This window comes from Sorangium sp. So ce426, assembly GCF_051475585.1.
Classification (GTDB): Bacteria; Myxococcota_A; Polyangia; order Polyangiales; family Polyangiaceae; genus Sorangium; species Sorangium cellulosum_B.
In genome coordinates, this window is sequence record NZ_CP150341.1 from 4,805,633 (window position 1) to 4,825,814 (window position 20,182).

The following is a 20,182-nucleotide window of genomic DNA, read 5'->3' on the forward strand; positions in this document are numbered from 1 at the left end:
GAGCCGGCAGCGCGCCGGGATGGTCCGCCCCTTGAGCGCCCTCGTCCGGCACGCCTCAGCCGCCCTTGAGCGCGAGCGCCTGAAGCGCGTGGACGAGCTGCTGATGCATCTCCCGCTGCTGCGCGAGCAGCGACTCGAGGAGCTGCGTCACGGGCGCGGGAGCGCCGAGGCTCAGACCACCAGTCTTCGATAACGCCAGAAGGAGGCAGGCGACGGTCGCGCCGGAGTCCGGGAAGATGACGATGTTCACGTTCCTGGCGTCACCGCGGTTGTGGCCCGATGAGCTCTTGTGGAAAGCGGAAGAGCGGCTGGCTGCATCTCCCGCAGCGGCGTCGGCGTCGGCGTCCGCGTCCGCGTCGGCGTCGGTGGCCGCCGCGGCAGACGTGGCCACAGCCGAATTTCTGGATGCAGCCGAGTTCGAGGCCGAGGCAGCATTCCCCGCCACCTCGGCTTCCGCCTCCGCTTCCGCTTCGGCCGCTGCGCCATCTTCCCGATCCGGCCTGGGCTGCGCTGTCGCTGCGCTGCCCTCGGCGGCCCGCTCCCGCACGTCGTCCGGCGTGCTCGTGGCAGACGGGTTGTCTCCTGGCATATCGACCCCTCCCAGTTCCTCGTCGGTCTTCGTTCGAGCTCGCCCCGCAGCGCGGCATCACGCCGGAGGCAGCGGCTTTCCACGGTAATATCCATGAAGCCAGCGCGCGGGCTGGTCAATGGCCTGCGCCGGCCTCCCGCGAGGCGCACGCCCCTGGCGCGGCGCTCTCAGCGGCTGATCTGCAGCAGGGCGCACCGCCACCAGGGCTCGATTACCCGCAGGAGGTCGACCTGCTATCGCTCTTCGAGGACTTCGCCGTCGACAACCAGATGCTCATCGCCGCCTCGCAGATGCGCATTCTGGTGGACGCCGCCTGCCGGGGTGTCGAACGGATTGTCGCAGTCCTTGTTGCTGCGAAACGCTCACCGGGCGGGCTTCGCCGCCGCCTTCGCGGCGCCGCCGGCCGCGTCGACGCGCTGCTCGAGCTCGCTCAGCTTCCTGTCGATCTCCGCCCTGGCCGAGCTCCAGGGCTGCCTCGTGTCCTTGCCGAGCTCGTTCAGAGCCCCGATCACCTCGCGGTGCTTCGCCTCGATCTCTTGCAGCGCCTGGTCGACGGGGCCTCGGTCGACCGCCGGCACGGTGGGCGCCTGCGCCTTGAGCTCCGCCGCCCGCAGCTCCAGGAGCCGAGCCCGCTTGCGCGCGTACTCGATGTACTCCTCTTTCGTGTCGTGCCGCGCGCCCTTGAGCGCCTCCTCGAGCTCCCGGCGCTCCTCGGCCACGTCCTCGCGCACGCCGGCCCGCTCCTGCCTCGCCTCTCTCCTGGCCTCGGCGATCTCCTCCTGGGCCTCGCGCCGAGCTTCGGCGATCTTCTGCTCCGCCTCGCGCTGGATGCGCGCGATCTCCTCCTGCGCCTCTTTGCGGGCCTGAACAACGTCCTCGCCCGGGTTGCGGTCACAAGCGACCACGAGCGCCGCGGCGGCCATCGCCGAGACCAACGATGCGGTCCTGTAGAACATCATGCGTCCTGCTCCCCTGATTGAGAGTTGCTTCACGCACGGTCGAGCCGGTGCGTGAACGAGCGCAGCCACCCGCACGTGAGAGGCTGCAGTGCCTTGGCTGGTCGGGGCACGCGACGTTTGCATGCAAATTCGTGCCCCGATCGCCCCGTGCGAGCGACGGAGCCCGGCGCTCGGGGCCAAGCGCGCCGAAGCGCTCGACAACACCTCAGGCGGAGTGCGTCCACGCGCGCGGGTGCACTCTGCTCGACGAGCTGCACATCGCCCGAGCGGCATCCTCGACGCCATCGGCTGCCGGTGCGACGATCTCGGTCATGCCCGTGAGTGTCTCCTGTCGCGCAGAGCGGCGTCTCTGCTCGTCGTACAACGACCTGTGTCAAAGCGCGAAGGGTCCAATGTGCGATTCACGCCAGGAGCCACTCGCGTGAATCCTGGAGCGTCTTTCGGCACGCGCCGTGCACGGCGCACAGGGCGCACGCGTGCGCGCGGAGAGCACCGAGCGCCTGACGGACGAGGGGCTGAGCCAACGCGAGCGCTGCGCCCTCTCCCAGGCAGGCGACGACGAGCACCACATCGAGGACATCGCCCATGAGTGCGGAGTGTCCGGGCTCTCCAGAGCGGGATTCACGCGACCGTCCGATAGAGCACAGCTCCGGAAACACCGACCGCAGGAGGAAGATCATGATCGACGTTTCGAAGATGAGCCAGGACACCAAGGCCTGCATCAGCGCGTGCCTCGATTGCCATGAGCTCTGCAAGAAGATGGTGATCCACTGTCTCCGTCAGGGCGGCGCGCACGCCGAGCCGGGCCACGTCGAGATCATGCTCGACTGCGCGGAGATTTGCCAGATGAGCGCGCATTTCATGCTCAGAGGGTCGCCGCTCCTCGGCCGCACGTGCGAGGTCTGCGCCGAGGTATGCGACCGCTGCGCGTCCGAGTGCGATCGCTTCGACGACGAGCGGACGAACATGTGCGCGGAGGTATGCCGCGCCTGCGCAGAAGCCTGCCGCGACGCCTCCCCTGTCGCGCGCGCGGCGTAGGCGTCCGGTCCAGCGCTCCCCGTGAGGAGCGGCGGAGCGTGGCTCGCTCGATGACGAGCGGCCTGGTGCTCCGCTGAACCCGCGCCGGGTCGCCGCAGGTGAGCGCCCGCTCACGACGTGGAGGAGGCCTGCTCGCTCGACGGAGGGCGCCGTATCACCGAGAAGCTGCCGTCCGTCCCCAGGATCATCGCCTCCACGTCCGCCAGCGACATGATCCCCTGCTGGCGCGCAGCCGCGAGGAGCTCGTCATCGACGACGCGCTCCTGCTTGAGCGCGCGCGGGAGCACCTCCCCGCGGCGCACCAGCAGCATCGGCTCGGCCTTGACCGTATGGCTCACCGCCTTCGAGCGGACCGAGAGCCAGGTGATCAGGAACTGGAGCGAGATGAGCAGCGCGAACGCGAGAACACCATCGAGGAGCGCCGCGCTCTTGGAGAGCGTCACGGTCGCGAGCGTCGAGCCGAGCGCGACCGGACCCATCCTTGACGGGGCCGAGCGTGATCGCGTCACGTCAGCCATGTCCATTGTCATGATGGTCAGGCCGGGGACGTCCAGGGGTAACCGAGACGTCGACCGAGACGTCGAACGTGTCGTCGTGGTCGTCGCGGCGGCTCTCTCACCAACGCGCTCAGCTCCGCGGCGCCGACGCCGCCCGAGCGCTCGGCGACATCGGGCCCGTTTCGCCCTCCGCGAGGGGCAGATCGAGGCGGAAGACCGATCCCTGGCCGGGCGCGCTGCTCACGCCGAGTGACCCGCCGTGCGCCTCGGCGATCCGCCGCGCGAGCCACAGCCCGAGCCCCACGCCGGGCACCAGCTCGCGGGACGCGCCGACGCGGCGGAACGGCTCGAAGATCCGCTCGAGATCCTCCGGCGCGATGCCGATGCCCTGATCGGCGACCGTGACGAAGGCACGATCGCGGTCCTCTCCCACGGAGACGGTGATCTCTCTTCGCTGAGGAGAATACTTGATGGCATTGCTGATGAGGTTGTTGAGCACCTGCGCGATGCGCGACGGATCACAGCGGGCGACCACCGGTCCCGCCGCGATCGAGACGATGATCTCATGAGCCGATGACAAAGGTTGGAAGAGCTCCGCCGCCTCGCGCGTGAGCTCGCGCAGATCGCAGGCCTCCAGCTTGAGCTCGATCCGGCCGGCGTGGATCCGGGTGGCGTCCAGGAGGTCGCCGACGAGCCGATCCATCCGAGCGACCTGCCGTGCGACGAGATCGTTCGCCCGCCGGGCATGCTCCGCGGTCGGCGCCGGGCCGGTCGGGTCGAACCTGCCGACCTTCATCTGGAGCGCCGTCAGCGGGTTGCGGAGGTCGTGGGCGACGCCGGCGATGAAGGTGAGCTGATTCTCCTCCTGGCAGACCAGCCTGTCCGCCATGCCGTTGAACACGCCCGCGATCGAGCGCAGCTCCGCGGGCCCCGTGGCCGGGGCGCGCGCGGTTTTGTCCCCGCGCGCGAAGCGCTCGATGGCCCGCTCGAGCGCCGCAAGCGGGGAGTGGACGCAGCGCGCCAGGGCGACGAGCGACCCCGAGATCGCGATCACGGCGAGCAGGGCGACTCCGATGCTCAGCACGTTGGCCGCCGAGTCCCAGGCGGCGGCCTGGCGTGTCGCGGCCCGGGCCTGCTGGCTGTTCTTGTCGACGAAGTCCTGGAGGCTCGTCATCGCGGCGTCGAGCAGCGGCGAGGAGGTCCGGATGGCCTCGCCCGGCGTCGCGCGGTGCTCGAGGAGGGCTCTCCGGGAGGCGAAGTAGTCGTGCATGCGCTGCTCCACCTCGCGCAGCAGCGATTCCTCCTCCGGGCTGCCGACGTATTTGCGGACCTCGACGAGGCGCCGGTCCGCGCGGGCGACGATCGCCTCCAGCGCAGGGCCGGTGTCCTCGGCGGACGTCAGCGAGCCCTCCGCCGACGCCAGCGCGAGGTTGCTGAGGCGGTTGTACTGCGTCATCTGCTGCTGCAGCTCCATCGCCAGCCGCACGCCATCGACGCTGTCGTCGATGAGGAGCGCCGTCCGGTGCAGGAACGTGGTGAGCAGGCCCATTCCCGCTGCTGAGAGCATCAGGAGCACGGCCATGAGCGCGATCATTCCCCGGACGATGGATCGGAGGCTCGTCCCGCCCGCCTCCTCACACGACCTCGCCTGTCCATCGTGGGGTGGGCGCCGGTGATTCGCGGACATGGGAGGCACTATGACAGCGGCCCCGCATCGCGTCGGCGGCTTCGAACGCCGGCCGGCCCGGCGCCCGCGCGCCCTTCCAGGCCACGGCGCAGGCGCCGCTCGTCACGTGCCCCGACGTCGTAGGAACGCCGCTCGCAAGCCCGCGGTGGCGGTAGGAGGATGCGGAGCTCCCAGGTCGGAAGCGCGCCGTCGGCGCGCACCAGCGTGCTCGCGGTCGCCGGCGGCGTGGTCGCCCTGTGCCTGGCCGTCCATCATCTCTGGCCCGCTGCGCTGTCGCTGCGCGTCGGGGACGAGCCGGCGCGCCTCGAGGATCACCTCGCGCCCGACGAGCGCGGCGCATGATGATCACGGCCCCGCGCGGTGTCGATCCAGGATCTCCGCCAGCGCAAAGGCCTGGCGCAAGCTGACCCGATGGCGCAGCGCGCTTCGCAGTTTCGCGCGCCGCGACACGCGCGCCCCGGCGCCCGCGTCGGAGACGCCCGTCGGCGACGGCGCCTCGTTCTGCGCCGCTGGCGGCGGCGCCGCGCGCGCGGGCCGGCCGGTCGCTATCTCGTCATACGGCGCGCGCAGCCTCCCGCCATACGGCGCGCGCGGGGGCGCCCCGCCGTCCTCACGCCGCTCGCGCGTCCCGCCGAGCGCCGCGCCGAGCCAGGAGATCAGCGCGAAGAGCAGGAAGAGCGCGAGCAGCAGCAGGTCTGCCAGCGTCACGGGTGCCCTCTCCGCTCGCGGAGCGCCTCCGTGGTCCCGTCGGCGCCGGTCATGTCCGAGGCGATGGCGCCGCGCATGTCGGTGTCCGCCTGGACGTTCTTCAGCCGATGATAATCCATGATGCCAAGGTTCCCCCGGCGGAACGCGTCGGCCATGGCGCGCGGCACCTCGGCCTCGGCCTCGACGACCCGCGCCCGCATCTCCTGCTCCAGCGCGACCGCCATCGCGCGCCGCTCCTCCGCCTTGGCCTGGGCGATCTGCTTGTCCGCGTTGGCCTGGTCGATCTGCAGCTTGGCGCCGATGTTCGCGCCCACGTCGACGTCCGCGATGTCGATGGAGAGGATCTCGTACGCCGTCCCCGCGTCGAGCCCCCGCGAGAGGATGTTCTTCGAGATATGATCGGGGTTCTCGAGCACTTCCTTGTGCGTGGCCGCCGAGCCGATGGTGCTCACCATGCCCTCTCCGACGCGGGCGATGATCGTCTGTTCGCCCGCCCCGCCCACGAGCCGATCGATGTTGGTCCTGACGGTCACGCGGGAGATCGCGATGAGCTGGATCCCGTCCTTCGCGACCGCCGCGATGCGGGCGGTCTCGATGACCTTCGGGATCACGGACATCTTCACCGCCTCGAGCACGTCGCGGCCGGCCAGGTCGATGGCCGCGGCGCGTTTGAACGGCATCGGGATGTTCGCCTTGTCCGCCGAGATGAGGGCATTGACCACGCGCACCACGTTGCCGCCGGCGAGGTAGTGCGCCTCGAGGTCGTTGACGGAGATGTCGAGCCCTGCCTTGACGGCGCTGATGCGCGCGGTGACCACCGTGCCCGGCGGGACGCGCCGGAACCGCATCCCGACGAGCGTGAACAGCCCGACATACGCGCCCGAGGCCCAGGCCGCGATCCAGAGGGGTATCGGGATCATGTAGAGCCCGATGAACAGCGCCGCGAGCAGCAGCAGGACCAGCCCGAACAGGCCCAGATCGATACCCATCATCCCCCCATCTCCTGCGCCTCTGTCCGGCGCACGACGACGCGGTTGCCCTCGACGCGGATCACCTCGACCGACTCTCCGGCCGCGATGTACTCGGCCTCCGACACCACATCGATCCGCGCTCCCCCGATGCGGGCGATCCCGGCCGGCCGCAGCGGCGACGAGGCGACGCCGCGCTCGCCCACCAGCGGTCCGCTGGCCTGGGCTGGCGGGCCGCCGGCGACGTCCGCGCCGAGGCTCGTCGCCAGGACCAGGCGCCGCCCGAAGGGGAGCCGCGGCAGGAAGCGCAGCGCGATGAGCATGCCGGCCAGCGCCAGCGCGATGGACAGCGCGACCTGGGCGACGGCCTCGAGGGCGCGCCCGGGCGTCACGCCCGCGCCGACCAGGCTCATGCTCAGGCCGGCGAGCAGCGCGACCGCGCCGAGGACGCCGGCGACGCCGAAGCCGGGGATCACGAACACCTCCAGGGCGAGGAGCAGCACGCCGGCCACGGCGAGCGCGATCTCCTCCCAGCCGACGAGGGCCAGCAGCCAGTGCGCCCAGAAGAACAGCACCAGGCAGGCGCCGCCCACCAGGCCCGGGACGCCGAACCCCGGCGTGCGCAGCTCGATCAGCAGGCCCATCATCCCGAGGCTCAGGAGGAGCGAGCTCACGACAGGCGTCGTCAGGAACCTGAGCACGCGCTCTGCCCAGCTCGGCGACAGGCGGCGGATTTCGGCCCCCGCGAGGCCGAGCCGGGCGAGCACGGCATCCATGCCGTCCGCCTGGGCGTCTGCGACGCCGAGCGCCAGCGCCTCGGCGGTCGTGAGCGTGAGCAGCTTCCCCGGCCCCACGACCCCCTCGACGGCGACGTCCTCGTCCACCATCGCCTCGGCGAGCTCCGGCGGCCGGCCGCGGCGCTCGGCGGTCGAGCGGAACTCCTTCCTGACGTACGAGGTCGCCTTCTCCCCGGCGGGCTCCGCCCCCTCCGGCCCCGCGTGCACCGGCGCCGCGGCGCCCAGGGTCGCGCCCTCCGCCATCACGATCTGCTCTGCCGCGAGGGCGACGAGGGCGCCCGCCGAGATCGCCCGTTGATCGACGAAGACGACGGTGCGGAGCGGGGTCGCGAGCAGCGCGTCGCGGATGGCGATGGCCGCGTCGACGCGGCCGCCGAGCGTGTTCGTGGGCAGGATCAGCGCGCTCGCTCCTGCCGTCTCGGCCGTGTCGATGGCCCGCTGGACGAAGGCGGACAGCCCGGCGTCGATCTCGCCCTGGATCGGCGCGACATGAACGATCGGTGCGGCCCCGGCACGCGCCGTCGAGGCGACGAGCGCGGAGACGAGCGCGAGCACGTACGGAATCCAGCGCGGCAGCCGCGCGCGCGGGCGCCTTCCTGTCAGCGACACGCGTCACCCCCGGGCGGACACCTAGAGCGGTGATCGCCGTGGTCAAAGCCGCCGGCGTGCGCGGCGAGATCCGCAGCCTTTCGGGCAGCTCCACCGTGCGCCGATTTTTCAGCCCCGCAGCGTTCGCGCCCATCCGTCGAGCGTGGAGGCGATCTGGTGAGCAACCTCTCGCCTGGCCGATCATGACGCCTGCGCGCACTGGATAGGCCGCGACGGGCGCCGCGACGTCGGAGGCCGATCGACGCGCGACGCCGTCCGGCGTGCCGGATCAGCTTGCGCTACGCCGCGCGATATGTTTTGAGTTCAAAGTATTCGTTCCGCCGCTCGCCCGCGGCGATCCCGGAGGGCGTCGCGCCCTGTTCGTTTCCGACGGCTCGCGCCTCGCGCCCGGCGGATGAGGGAGGTGCCGCGCCTCGCGCCCGGAGAGCGGCGCCTCGTCGCCGCCAAGGAGGGGAGTTCCATGGCCCGACTGCTCATCGTCTCCAACCGTCTCCCGATCAGCGTGCGCGTCGACCGCGGCGCGCTCAACCTCACGCGCTCCTCGGGCGGCCTCGCCGCCGCCATGCGCGGCCCCCACGAGCGGCGCTGCGCGGTCTGGATAGGCTGGCCGGGCAGCGTCACGAGCCTCTCCCCGGAGCAGCGAAGGGACGCCGACGTGGCGCTCGCCGGGATGCGCGCCGTGCCCGTGCACCTCGGCGCCGCGGAGCAGCACCGCTTCTACGACGGCTTCTCGAACGGCGTCCTCTGGCCCCTGCTCCACTACCTGCTCGACAAGGTGAACCTCGACGCGGAGCTCGACTGGGAGGCCTACCAGCGCGTCAACGAGCGCTTCGCCGACGTCGTCGCCGCGCAGTACACGCCGGGCGACACGATCTGGGTGCACGACTACCAGCTCCTGCTCCTCCCGGCGCTCCTCCGGCGGCGCCTCCCCGGGGCCCGGATCGGCTTCTTCCTCCACGTCCCGTTTCCCGCCGCCGAGGTCTTCCGCATCCTCCCGTGGCGGGAGCAGATCGTCCGGGGCCTGCTCGGCGCGGACCTGATCGGCTTCCACACGGCGGCCTACCGCAGGAACTTCGCGGCGTCGGCGGCGCACGTGCTCGGCGTCGAGCCGGGCGAGGCGGAGCTCGAGCACGACGGGCGCAGGATCGCGCTGGGGGTCCACCCGATCAGCATCGACGCCGCCGAGATCGAGCGGCTCGCGGGCCACCCCGGTGTGCGGGAGGAGGCGGCGCGCATCCGCGCCGAGGCGCGCGGCCGCAAGATCGTGCTCGGGATCGACCGGCTCGATTACACGAAGGGGATCCCGCGCCGGCTGCTCGCGATCCAGCGGTTCCTCGAGCGCGAGCCGGAGCTGCGCGATCAGGTCCGCTTCCTCCAGCTGGCCGTGCCCACGCGCGAGATGGCCGGCGCGTACGCCGACTTCCGGCGGGTCGTGCACGAGATGGTCGGCCGCATCAACGGGCAGTACGGCACGACGTATGCGACGCCGATCCACTACATGCACCGCTCGCTGCCGCTCGAGCAGGTGGTCGCCCTCTACCTCGCCGCCGACGTGATGCTCGTGACCCCGCTGCGCGACGGCATGAACCTCGTCGCGAAGGAGTACGTCGCCGCGCGGGTCGACGACGACGGCGCCCTGATCCTGAGCGAGTTCGCGGGCGCGTCCTCCGAGCTCGCGGAGGCGATCTCCGTCAACCCGTACGACATCGGCTCGGTCGCCGCCGCCGTGAAGCAGGCGATCGCCATGCCGCCGGCCGAGCAGCGGCGCCGGATGGCGGCGCTGCGCGGCCGCGTGGCCACGCACGACGTCCACGCCTGGGCGCAGGCGTTCCTCGACGAGCTCGACCGCGCCGCGGCGCCGGAGCCCGAGGGGGCCGCAGCGCCGTCGCGCCGAGGGATGCCCGAGGGCGTCGTCGAGCGCGTGCGCGTCGCGCCGCAGCGCGTGTGGATCCTCGACTACGACGGTACGCTGGTCCCGTTCGCGCCGGTGCCGGACCTCGCCGCGCCGGACGAGGAGCTGCTCGCGCTGCTCAGGGCGCTGTCCGAGCGCGACCGCGTGCACATCGTGAGCGGCCGCCGCCGCGCCGACATCCAGCGATGGCTCGGCGCGCTGCCGCTCCACCTCCACGCCGAGCACGGCTTCTGGTCGCGGCGCAAGGCGAGCGACGACTGGGTCGCGCTCGAGCCGGACGCCGCCGCCTGGAAGGGCGAGGTGCGGGCGGTCCTCGAGGGCTTCACCCGGCGCACCCCGGGCAGCTTCATCGAGGAGAAGACGGTGACCCTGGCCTGGCACTACCGCACGGCCGAGCCCGAGCTGGCGAGCCAGCACGTGCGCGAGCTGCGCGCGCACCTCGAGGGGCGCCTCCCCATGGATACCCTGGAGCTCCTCGCCGGCGCGAAGGTGGTCGAGGTCCGGCCGCGCGGCGTCCACAAGGGCAGGGTGGTGCCGCTCATCCTGGACGACGTCCCGGGGAGGGCGGCGGTGATCGCGATCGGCGACGACCGCACGGACGAAGACATCTTCGCGGCGCTGCCGCCGTCCGCGTACACCATCCACGTCGGCAACGAGAGCAGCCGCGCCGCCTACCGGCTGCCCGACGCCGGCGCGGTGCGGCGCCTCCTTCGCTCGATCCACGCCGGCCACGCGGGGCTCGACGCCGGCCACGCGGGGCTCCACGCCTGACCCGCGCCGGGGTCCACGCGCGATCCATGCCTTTCTTCCTGGCCCGAAGCCGCCGCCGCTCGCGGCGCGGCGGTGTCCACGACCGGCCCGCGTTTCCCGGCGCGAGCGCGGCGGAGAGGCGCGTTATAAGGCGCGCCATGCATCAAGATCCCGGCCGTGAACCGCCCGAAGAGAGGCCGTCCGGGCGGCCCGCGGGGGCGGCCCTGCAGGACCGCATCGCCGCCGCGCTCGGCATCGAGCCCGAGGCCCGCGAGGCCATCGTCCGGAGCATGCTGGAGCGGAGCGCCCGAGGGGCGGCGGGCTATTGGCTCCAGCTCTTCCTCGCCATGGGCATCGCCTCGCTCGGGCTCGTCCTCGGCAGCGGGGCGGTCGTCATCGGCGCGATGCTGATCTCGCCGCTCATGGGGCCCATCGTCGAGCTCGGGATGGGCCTCGCGATCGGCTCGCCGTTCCTGGCGCTGCGCTCCTTCACGCGCGTCGCCTTCAGCGTCGTCATGGTCGTGACGAGCGCCACGGTCCTCACGCTGATGCTGCCGTTCTACGAGGTGACCTCGGAGATCGCCGCGCGCACGTCGCCGACGGCGCTCGATCTGCTCATCGCGATCTTCTGCGCGATCGCGGCCGCCTACACCACCGCGCGGCCCGGCTCGGACACGACCTCGACGGCCGCGGGCACGGCGATCGGCATCGCGCTCGTGCCCCCGCTCTGCGTGATCGGCTTCGGGATCGGCACGCGGATGAAGAGCGTCGCGAGCGGCGCCGCGCTGCTCTTCACGGCGAACCTCTGCGCGATCCTCCTGTTCGCCATCCTCTCCTTCCTGCTCCTCGGCTACAGCGCCGTCAGCACCGCGGAGCTCGAGCACGCGGAGCTCGCGAAGCAGAAGCCGGGCGCGATCCGCCGCGTGGCGCGCGCGCTGCAGGTCTTCTTCGAGCTCCGCCACGGGTGGATCTTCCGCGTGCTCATGCCGCTCGCGCTCCTCGGGGCCGTGTATTTCCCGCTCCGGGAGGCGCTCGCGCGCGTGTCGTGGCAGGTGCGCGTCCGAACGGCGATCGTGCGCATGCTGGACGCGCTGCCGCAGAGCGCGGTGCGGTCGAACGTCTCGGTCGATCACGGCAGCGTCGTCGTGCGCCTCGTCATGCTCGGCCGAGCCGACGAGGCGGAGCGGATCGAGCACGACCTGCGCGATCAGATCGCCGCCGTCGCGGGCATCACCCCGAAGGTCGACGTGATCGCCGTCCTCGACGCGAGCGCGCTGGAGGAGGTGGCGGCGTCGGTCAAGGCGAGATCGACGCCCATCGACGTGGTGCCCAAGGAGCCCGATCTCGTGCTCGTCCGCCAGGAGCTCGCGAAGTCGCTCGCCGGCGCGTGGCCGCACGCGGCGGGGCCGCTCGTCGCGTGGCGGCTCCGGTTCCCGGAGAACGAGCCGGCTGTCGTGGAGGTGGTGCACGTCGGTCCGGAGCTCGGCGCTCCGGCGGGCGACCTGCTCGGGCGCGCGCTCTCGCGCGAGCTCGGCGCGGAGGTCGCGGTGCAGGACCGCGCCATCTCGCCCGACCCGATCGTCGCCGAGCCGCCGGGCGGGTGGTCCTGGCTCCAGGCAGCCGGGCCCGCGCTCGCCTGGGTGGACGACGTGGAAGCGCTCCACGGGTGCGTCGAGGTGCCCCCGAACCCCGGGGAGAAGCCGAGCGGGGAGAAGCCGAGCGGGGAGAAGCCGAGCGGGGAGAAGCCGAGCGGGGAGCTCGACGCGGTCCTCGCGGCGCTCCGGTCGCTGCCGGCCCTCCGCTCGGATCGGGTGCACGTCCATCAGGGCGCGCGGTGGCGGGCGCTGGTCTCGACCTCGCCGTGCGCGCCGGCGTTCGCAGCGGCGCCGGCCGACGCCGCTGCGGACGCCGGCGCTCCGGCGGACGCCGGCGCGGGCTCCGGCATCCGCTGAGGCCCGCCGCGCGGGCGGTCGCCCGCGGCGGCTACTGCTCCGTCGACGTCTCGGCCTCCTCGAGCGTCAGCGCCGCGCCGGGCGCCGGGGCCTCGGACAGCGCGAGCCTGCCTACGAGGAGCCCCGCCACGGCCGCCACGGCCGAGGCGAGCAGGACGCCGAGCTTGGCAGCGGCGAGCAGCGCGGCGTCGCCGAACGCGAGGCCCGCGATGAAGATCGCCATCGTGAAGCCGATGCCCGCGACGCAGCCGACGACCGCGATCCCGCGCCAGCCGACGCCGCGCGGCAGGGCGCAGACGCCGAGCCGGACCATCGCGAAGCTCGCGAGGAAGACGCCGAGCGGCTTGCCGGCGACCAGGCCGAGCGTGACCCCGAGCAGGATCGTCCCCGAGGCCGCGTGGCCCAGCGAGGAAGCATCGATGCGGACGCCGGCGTTGGCGAACGCGAACAGCGGCATGATGCCGTACGCGACCCACGGGTGGAGCGCCGCCTGGAGCCGGACCACGGGCGGCAGCGCCTCGCGCTGGGCCTGCCGGATCCGCCCGAGGGGCTTGAGCAGCTCGTCCGCGCGGTGGCCGTCGCGGCTGGTGAGCGCGGCGACCCTGTCCACCGCGTCGCGCGCCGCGGCGACGAACCCCTGGGTGCCGAACCACGAGCGCACCGGCGTCAGGAGCCCGATGGCGACGCCGGCGATCGTGGGGTGGACGCCGGCGCGGAGCATGCCCCACCAGACGACGGCGCCTGGGGCCACGTAGGCGGCGGGCGAGCGGACGCCGAAGCGCTGGAGCACCCCCACCGCGAGCGCCCCGCCGGCCGCGACGAGCAGGCCGCTCCACGCGACGCCCGACGAGTAGAACAGCGCGATGACGATGATGGCGCCGATGTCGTCGATGATGGCGAGCGCGAGCAGCAGCACGCGCAGGGCAGGGGGCACGCGCTTGCCGAGCAACGCCAGGACGCCCACCGCGAACGCGATGTCGGTCGCCATGGGGACGCCCCAGCCGTGCCGCGAGGCCGGCGAGGCGTTGAGCGACAGGTAGAGGAGCGCGGGCGCGATCATGCCGCCCACCGCGGCGGCGATCGGCAGCGCCGCGCGCTTGAGATCCGAGAGCTCCCCCTCGTGGATCTCCCGCCGGATCTCCAGGCCGGCGACGAAGAAGAAGATCGTCATCAGCCCTTCGTTGATCCAGAAGTGGAGGGGCTGCGTGAACGCCAGCGAGCCCGCGCCGAGCGAGATCGGGACGTGCCAGAGGTGCTCGTAGGCGTCGCCCCACGGCGAGTTCGCCCACGCGAGGGCGACGGCGGACGCGATCAGCAGGACGATCCCGCTGGCGGCCTCGACGTGCAGGAAGCGCTCGATCGGGCCGAGGACGCGCTCGGCGATGCGGCGCGCGGGGGCCCACGTTCCGGGGGCAAGCTCCTGAGAGGGGGATCGGCTCAATGGACCACCGAGGCGCGAGCGACGTCGCGCGAGGGGGAAGGCGGCCCGACCGTCCCATGAAGACCTGTCGCGGCGCTCCACGGCCGCGACACCCGCGCGGGAGAATACTCGTTCAGGCAACCGGATCCAGCGCGAACGGGCGCGCCCGGCCGGGTGCGTCGCTCCGGCGCGGTCGGGCGCCGCCGCTCCGGCGCGGCCAGGCGCATGGATCGGCCTCGCGGCGCAGGGTGGATCGTGAGCTGGCCTCGGCGCATCGTGGGGCCGGGAGGCGACGGATGACGCGAGATGCCCTGGATCGCGCCGCGGTGACGGCCTTTCTGGTCGCCCGCCACGGCGATGCCGTCTGCGACTCGGCCATCGAGATGCGCCCGCTCCCCGGCGGGCTCTGCTCGGAGGTCGCGCTCGTCACCGCGCGGCTGCGCGGCGCCGCGGGGGCTCGCCGGGTCACGCTCGTGGCCAAGCTCGTGCACGGCACGGCCGCGCGCGAGGCGGCCGTCTACCGGCGGCTCTCGAGGTCCGTCGGCCGGCGCTTCTCGCCCGAGCTGCTCGGCGCGGAGCGGCTCGGGCGCGGGCGCTGGCTTCTCTACCTCGAGCGGATCGAGCCGGCGCACGCCTGGCCCTGGGCCGACAGCGGGCACACGGCCCGGGTGCTCGAGCGGCTGGCGCGCCTCCACGAGGAGACGGCGCAGGGCGCCGCGCTGCCGGCCTGGGACTACGAGGCCGAGAACCTGGCCATGGCGCGGGACACGCTCTCGCTGGCCGAGCGCCTTCCCCGCGGCGAGGTCCCGGCGCTCGCCCGGGCGCTGCCCGCCCTGCGGCGGGTCGTCTCGGCGCTGCCCGCGATGCGCCGCCAGCTCCTCGCGTTCCAGCCGCTCGGCCGCGCCGTGATCCACGGCGACGTGCACCCAGGCAACGTCATGGTCCGCCGGCGCGACGGCGTCGTGGAGCCGGTGCTGCTCGACTGGGCGCGCGCGCGGATGGGCTCGCCGCTGGAGGACGTGAGCTCGTGGCTCCAGGCCCTCGGGTACTGGGAGCCGGAGGCGCGGCGCCGCCACGATACGTTGCTCGCCGGCTACCTCTCGGCGCGCGGGCTCGCCCCCGCGCTGACCCGGCCGCTGCGCGACGCCTACTGGTTCGCGGCCGCGTCCAACGCGCTCGCGGGCGCGCTCGGGCACCACCTCGCGATGGCCTGCGGCGCGAGCGCGCCCGGCGTGCTCGCGGCCGCGGCACGGAACGCGGCGGACTGGCTGCGCGTCATCCGCCGGGCCGACGCGTGCTGGAGCTGAGGTGCTCGCGGTCGTCGAAGCGCAGGAGGACGCCGCGCTCGCCCTGCCACGAGAGCGACGTGAGGCTGGCGTTGCCCGGCCGGAACGGCTCCCAGCGCGCCGGCGGGACGCCGTGCAGCGCCCCGAGGATCTGGCCGATGACGCCCGCGTGCGTGACCACGAGCACGCGCTGCCCCGGGTGCGCCGCGGCGATCGCCGCGATCGTCGCGAGGCAGCGCGCGCGGAGCTCCCGGTAGCTCTCCCCGCCTGGCCAGCGGAAATCGTCGTCGGCCTGGCGCAGGTGCGCCTCCCAGAGCGGGGCGTGGCGCGCCTTGACCTCCTCGATCGGGAGGCCGTCCACGTCGCCGCAGCCGATCTCGCGCAGCCCGTCGTGGGGGCGGGCCGGGCCCCACGCGCCGGCCGCGATCCGCGCCGTCTCGAGCGCGCGGCTCAGCGGGCTGGAGTACACGGCGTCGAAGGCCGGGCCTCCGGCGAGGCGGCGGCGCAGCGCCTCGGCCTCTTCACGCCCTCGCGCGTCGAGCGGCGTGTCGGTCCACCCGCTCATCGGCGTCGCGGGGCCGGCGCGGTTACCGGCGGTGTGGCCGTGGCGCACGAGGACCAGGAGAGAGGGGCGCATGGGTCGGACCGGAGCAGGGGGGCTCGGCCCGGAAGCTAGCGTGAGCCGCGGCCAGATCGAGCGCCGCGCGACGGGCTCACCCTGGCGCCGTGGTCGCCCGGCGGCGCGAGCGAGCCGGGCCGGCGCGGGCGCTCTGCGTTGCGGTCCGGAGGGGTCCGGCCCCCCGGCGGGCGCTCTGCGTTGCGGTCCGGAGGGGGTCCGACACCCTGGTGGGCGCTCTGCATTGCGGTCCGGAGGGTCCCGGACCCCCCTTCTGGCACAACCAACGGCGCTTCCAGGGGGTCGATGGCACAAAAGAACGCGGAGGAAAGCGGTATTTGACACAGATTGACCTTGCTGAGGCGCTCCGCGGAGCGTCTCGAGGGGGTCAAGGACCCGGTGTGTCGCAATGCATTGCGGTTGTGCCGGTGTCGGACCCCCCTGATCTGGCACATAGTCACACCGAGGTGGCACAACTCGGGGGGCCTGGTCGCACCCGGAGGTGCGGGCGAAGGGGACGTGGCACAGGCCGGCGGCGGCGACGGCCGCGTCGTCGCGCTCGGCGCTCGGCGCCGCTCGTGGCGATGCGATCACTTCGAAGCGCTGATGGCCGCCTGCTGCCGGGCCGACGTCCTGGGCAGCGGCGCGGAGCGTGCCCGAAGGGCGTCCCGCTTCGGAGGCGCGCCAAACAACCGCGCGTACTCGCGAGAGAACTGCGACGCGCTCTCGTAGCCCACCTCGAAGGCGGCGGCTGTCGCCGATACGCCTTCATGCACCATGAGCCGACGCGCCTCCATGAGCCGCAACCGCTTCTGAAACTGGACCGGCGCCAGCGACGTGAGCTGCTTGAACTGCACGTGAAACGCCGTCGAGCTCATCCCCGCGCTCTTCGCCAGGCGACGGACCGGGATACGCGTCCGATACTCGGCGCGCAGCATCGCGATCGCGGCCGCGAGCCGGCTGGCGCTGCTCGTGGGCAGCGAAAGGGCCCGCAGCGCCGCTCCGTGGGGCCCTGACAGGAGCCAGTAGTGCAGCTCTCGCGCGATCCCCGGATGGAGCAGCGGAATCGCCTCGGGTCGACCGAGCAATCGCATCAGACGCAACGCGCAGTCCAGCACCACCTCATCGATGTTCGCGACGAGGAGAGGCGGCGCCTTCGATGCGTCCTCGGCCGTCGAGCTCGACGCGGAGGCGATTTCCCTGATGAGCGCGACATCCAGCTCGACCGCCAGGGCCAGATAGGGCTCTGACTGACTCGCCTGAACGATTCGCCCCGTGACCGGCATGTCTGCGGTGACTATCACCGACTCGCCGCGAGAGACGATCCGCTCCTCGGAGCCGACGAGCATGCGCTTCGCACCCTGGAGGACGAGACACACGAGCGGCCGATAGATCGAGTGGAGCGGGCCGCTCGGCGCGTGCACGCACATCATGCGCAGGCCCGGAACCTTGGTGAGCGCCAGCCCGTCTCCATTCGCGTGCTTGCTCGCGTAGTCTCGCACCGCGCGCCGAAGATTGTCCATCGCCTCGCCCTCTCGCCGTCGGACCCCGAGCGCCGGCGGAGACGGTAGCCCGTCTTGAAGGATTAGGCAAGGTTTTGGTGGGACCAGGCAGGACGGGGACCGAGCGCGCGAGCATGCTGAAGCCCGCAACCAACGCAGAAAGGGCGTGGAACATGTCGGACTCTGAGAGCGATTCGCGGCGCAGGTTCTTGGCTGGGGCTGCGGCGCTTGCACCGGTGATGGCGGTCGCTGGCGTCGCCGCGGTGGCGTGTGCGCAGACCCAGGCGCCGCGGGCAAACGGAAAGGTGGCGCTCGTGACCGGCTCGTCCCGGGGGATCGGAGCGGCCACGGCGAAGCGGCTCGCTCGCGATGGATTCGCCGTGACGGTGAACTGCGAAAAGAATCGCGAGCTGGCAGCCGCGGTGGTCGACGAGATCGAGGCTGCCGGCGGACGCGCCATCTGGGTACAGGCCGACGTCAGCGAGGCGGACGCGGTAGGGCGGCTGTTCGACGAGGCCGAGCGCGCCTTTGGCGGCATCGACGTCGTCGTCAGCAACGCCGGCGTCATGCGCCTCGCCCCGTTTCACGCGATGAGCGACTCGGACTTCGCGAGGATGCTCGACGTCAACCAGAAGGGCAGCTTCTTCGTCTTGCGCGAAGGAGCGAGGAGGGTACGGAGCGGCGGCAGGATCATCGCGCTGTCGTCGAGCATCACGCAGCTGCGCACGGGCACGTACGGCGCCTACGCTGCGACCAAGAGCGCACAAGAGATATTCGCGAACGTCCTCGCGAGAGAGCTCGAAGGACGCCAGATCTCCGTGAACGCGATCGCGCCGGGCGTGGTGAACACAACCCTGTTCACGGACGGCAAGACCGCCGAGCAGATCGCGAGCTTTGCGCAGCGAACGCCGCACAAGCGCCTCGGCGAGCCGTCGGACATCGCGAACGTCATCTCTGCCCTGTGCGGCGATGATTGCGGCTGGATCAACGGACAGACGATCTTCGTGAACGGCGGCATCGTCTGACGGCTCGGGCCGCGATCAACCAGGCACGACGACGATCTCGCCGGTCGTGTACAGCGCCGAGGTGTCCCAGGCGAGCCCGGGGGCGAGCGGCACATCGATGCTCACGTCGGAGAACGTCCCCAGGAGGGCGCCGCTCCAGCCGAGCACGGCGACGGTGGCGCCGGCCTGGAAAGGCATGGCCCCGTCATCCACGTGGATCTCCAGCGCTCCGTCGACGGTCACGTCCCCGTCCACGAACAGGAGCGGCGCGGCGCTCGGCCCGGCGACGGTCACGCTCAGCGTCGCGAACAGGCCCTGGCTGTAGCTCCCGGCGACGCTCGTCGAGGGGTACACCTCGCCCACGACCAGCGTGCCGAGCGCGGGGTTCGCGAGATCGCCCGTGAAGCTGCTTGTCTCGAGGCGCCCCCTGTAGAAATCGATGTTGTCGCCGGCCTGGACCTCGATCTCTCCCGCGATGAGCTCGCCGTCCGCGAGCCGCACCGCCCACCTCGGGCCGCCTGGAGCGCCGGGCAGCGGCGCGAGCCGGAGGAGGCCGCCGATGCGGACGGATCCACCCCCGTCGATGTGCAGCGCCGGATAGACCGGCGAGTCGGTGGACGCGAGGATCGTGACGTCACCGCCGTTGATCCACGACGCATGGACGTCGGTCACGTGGATGTACGCCGCGCCGCGTCGCGAGCGGATCTCGGCCTCCTCCGTAGCCAGGGTCCCCAGCGCTCCGAGGGCGATCCCGCCGATTCCATCGTCTCCCCCCACCGACAGCAGCCCCGCGTTCGTCCAGGTGCCGCCCCAGCCGCTCACGCTGACAACGCTGTTCTCGAGCTCGTTGCCGAGGACCTGCGCGCCCACGGTGGAGAGCTCGCCCCGGTAGATGGACAGCTGCGCGGCCCTGCCCGCGCCGACGACGAACTCCCCCGTGCTCACCCACCTCGTCGCGGAGCCTGTGATGATCGCCTCGATCGGGCGGAAAGGGTCCGGCGAGGTGTTGGCGCCGAAATAGACGTTGTGCGAGAAGAAGCTCGCTCCTTTTCGGAGCTCGATCTTGCCGCCCCACAGGTCGCCGATATAGGCGTTGGTTCGGCTCGTCAGGGTCGCGTCGTACCCGTCGACGAGCACGTCGCCGTAGGCGTGGAAGTAGGGCCCGCTGACCAGCAGATCGTCGGTGATGACCCTGGCGCCGGTCCGTACGATGAGCGAGCCCCAGGCGAAGTGTCCTGCGCCGATCGCGAGAGAGCCATTGTTGGTCCACCGCGATCCGTACCCGACCACCTCGACCGTACCGGAGCCCTCGTAAGGCCCGCCGAGGATGGCGCCGGGGCTGAGCATCCTCCCCTTGTTGAAGGCGCGCACGCTCCCCGAGCGGGGCGTGCCCGGTATCGTGCCGCCGACCAGCAGAGGGCTATCGCCAAGGTCCCAGTCCGACGATCGCACGTCCTCGAATCAGCGCTACCGATGAGCCCGGCGCGACGGGCCTCGCCGCCCAGGCCGCATTGACCGGGCAGGGTGGAACGGATAGCCGGTGGCGGGGTGCTTGCCCCACCCGGCCCGAATGATGGAACCGCGAGGACGCCATAAGACGCCAAGAGGCGCCAAGAGACGCCAAAATTTTTGTGTTATTCATGGCGTCTTATGGCGTCTCTTGGCGTCTTATGGCGTCCTCGCGGTTCAAAAGACCTTGCCTTCGGCCAAAGTACCCCACCGCCGGATGGCCCCTCTCGCGGGAGATGTCCGGAGTCGACTCCGCTGTCTCCGCCGCCCGTCGGTCCGATTTGCGAGAGGCGATTTGAACCCTGTGTGCGAGCGTGCGAGTCGGCGTCGAGGCGCGCCAGGGCGCTACGCAGCGTCAGGCGGGCTCTCGGGGAGCACG

General features: G+C 72.3%; 18 protein-coding genes. 6 read left to right on the forward strand and 12 right to left on the reverse strand.

The window, feature by feature from the left end:
- Positions 1–55: 55 nt before the first annotated feature.
- The 3 genes from WMF44_RS17700 to WMF44_RS17710 form a co-directional block, all read right to left on the reverse strand.
- Positions 56–391, reverse strand: coding sequence for a hypothetical protein (locus tag WMF44_RS17700; RefSeq protein WP_437300291.1), 336 nt, complete (start codon positions 389–391; stop codon positions 56–58).
- A gap of 560 nt (positions 392–951) precedes the next feature.
- Positions 952–1,548: a hypothetical protein gene (locus tag WMF44_RS17705; RefSeq protein WP_437300292.1), complete on the reverse strand. Its 597-nt coding sequence runs from the start codon at positions 1,546–1,548 to the stop codon at positions 952–954.
- 401 nt (positions 1,549–1,949) lie between these two features.
- A complete protein-coding gene (locus tag WMF44_RS17710) occupies positions 1,950–2,135 on the reverse strand; it encodes a hypothetical protein (protein ID WP_437300293.1) in 186 nt (61 codons plus the stop codon).
- 91 nt (positions 2,136–2,226) lie between these two features.
- Between WMF44_RS17710 and WMF44_RS17715 the strand changes: the two genes are divergently transcribed.
- Positions 2,227–2,586 (forward strand): four-helix bundle copper-binding protein, encoded by a 360-nt coding sequence (locus tag WMF44_RS17715; protein WP_437300294.1) that lies wholly within the window; start codon positions 2,227–2,229, stop codon positions 2,584–2,586.
- Positions 2,587–2,696: 110 nt separating this feature from the next.
- Here the strand turns inward: WMF44_RS17715 and WMF44_RS17720 are convergent, their stop codons facing one another.
- Together WMF44_RS17720 and WMF44_RS17725 are read right to left on the reverse strand one after the other, a co-directional pair.
- Positions 2,697–3,104, reverse strand: a complete 408-nt coding sequence (locus WMF44_RS17720; RefSeq protein ID WP_437300295.1) for a DUF421 domain-containing protein — start codon at positions 3,102–3,104, stop codon at positions 2,697–2,699.
- 109 nt (positions 3,105–3,213) lie between these two features.
- Positions 3,214–4,770, reverse strand: a complete 1,557-nt coding sequence (locus WMF44_RS17725; RefSeq protein ID WP_437300296.1) for an ATP-binding protein — start codon at positions 4,768–4,770, stop codon at positions 3,214–3,216.
- Between the two features lie 159 nt (positions 4,771–4,929).
- Between WMF44_RS17725 and WMF44_RS17730 the strand changes: the two genes are divergently transcribed.
- Entirely contained in the window at positions 4,930–5,112 is a 183-nt protein-coding gene (locus WMF44_RS17730; RefSeq protein ID WP_437300297.1) for a hypothetical protein, read from the forward strand.
- A 3-nt stretch (positions 5,113–5,115) separates the two neighbouring features.
- On the opposite strand, the gene WMF44_RS17735 is transcribed toward WMF44_RS17730, so the two are convergent.
- From WMF44_RS17735 to WMF44_RS17745, 3 genes are read right to left on the reverse strand one after another with little or no spacing between them, the layout of a single operon-like run.
- Entirely contained in the window at positions 5,116–5,478 is a 363-nt protein-coding gene (locus tag WMF44_RS17735) for a hypothetical protein (protein ID WP_437300298.1), read from the reverse strand.
- A complete protein-coding gene (floA, locus tag WMF44_RS17740) occupies positions 5,475–6,467 on the reverse strand; it encodes a flotillin-like protein FloA (RefSeq protein ID WP_437301575.1) in 993 nt (330 codons plus the stop codon). Before floA ends, WMF44_RS17735 begins: the two co-directional genes overlap by 4 nt.
- Complete coding sequence (locus WMF44_RS17745) at positions 6,467–7,852, reverse strand: NfeD family protein (protein ID WP_437300299.1); 1,386 nt, start codon at positions 7,850–7,852, stop codon at positions 6,467–6,469. The genes floA and WMF44_RS17745 overlap by 1 nt, the downstream gene beginning before the upstream one ends.
- Positions 7,853–8,312: 460 nt before the next feature.
- On the opposite strand from WMF44_RS17745, the gene WMF44_RS17750 reads away from it, so the two are divergent.
- Together WMF44_RS17750 and WMF44_RS17755 are read left to right on the forward strand one after the other, a co-directional pair.
- On the forward strand, positions 8,313–10,535 hold the full coding sequence (locus WMF44_RS17750) for a bifunctional alpha,alpha-trehalose-phosphate synthase (UDP-forming)/trehalose-phosphatase (RefSeq protein ID WP_437300300.1): 2,223 nt from the start codon (positions 8,313–8,315) through the stop codon (positions 10,533–10,535).
- A gap of 137 nt (positions 10,536–10,672) precedes the next feature.
- Positions 10,673–12,466, forward strand: coding sequence for a DUF389 domain-containing protein (locus WMF44_RS17755; RefSeq protein WP_437300301.1), 1,794 nt, complete (start codon positions 10,673–10,675; stop codon positions 12,464–12,466).
- A 31-nt stretch (positions 12,467–12,497) separates the two neighbouring features.
- On the opposite strand, the gene nhaA is transcribed toward WMF44_RS17755, so the two are convergent.
- Positions 12,498–13,907 (reverse strand): Na+/H+ antiporter NhaA, encoded by a 1,410-nt coding sequence (gene nhaA, locus WMF44_RS17760; RefSeq protein WP_437300302.1) that lies wholly within the window; start codon positions 13,905–13,907, stop codon positions 12,498–12,500.
- A gap of 275 nt (positions 13,908–14,182) precedes the next feature.
- On the opposite strand from nhaA, the gene WMF44_RS17765 reads away from it, so the two are divergent.
- A complete protein-coding gene (locus WMF44_RS17765) occupies positions 14,183–15,193 on the forward strand; it encodes a phosphotransferase family protein (protein ID WP_437300303.1) in 1,011 nt (336 codons plus the stop codon).
- On the opposite strand, the gene WMF44_RS17770 is transcribed toward WMF44_RS17765, so the two are convergent.
- Both WMF44_RS17770 and WMF44_RS17775 read right to left on the reverse strand, forming a co-directional pair.
- Entirely contained in the window at positions 15,162–15,809 is a 648-nt protein-coding gene (locus WMF44_RS17770) for a histidine phosphatase family protein (protein WP_437300304.1), read from the reverse strand. The genes WMF44_RS17765 and WMF44_RS17770 overlap by 32 nt on opposite strands.
- Positions 15,810–16,378: 569 nt before the next feature.
- Positions 16,379–17,311 (reverse strand): AraC family transcriptional regulator, encoded by a 933-nt coding sequence (locus tag WMF44_RS17775; protein ID WP_437300305.1) that lies wholly within the window; start codon positions 17,309–17,311, stop codon positions 16,379–16,381.
- Positions 17,312–17,463: 152 nt separating this feature from the next.
- Here WMF44_RS17775 and WMF44_RS17780 point away from each other — a divergent pair, with 152 nt between their 5' ends.
- Positions 17,464–18,315 carry an SDR family oxidoreductase gene (locus WMF44_RS17780; RefSeq protein WP_437300306.1) on the forward strand — a complete coding sequence of 284 codons (852 nt, stop codon included), beginning with the start codon at positions 17,464–17,466 and terminating at the stop codon, positions 18,313–18,315.
- A gap of 15 nt (positions 18,316–18,330) precedes the next feature.
- On the opposite strand, the gene WMF44_RS17785 is transcribed toward WMF44_RS17780, so the two are convergent.
- The gene (locus WMF44_RS17785; RefSeq protein WP_437300307.1) at positions 18,331–19,746 is read right to left on the reverse strand and encodes a hypothetical protein; all 1,416 of its coding nucleotides are present in this window, start codon (positions 19,744–19,746) and stop codon (positions 18,331–18,333) included.
- Positions 19,747–20,182: the final 436 nt, after the last annotated feature.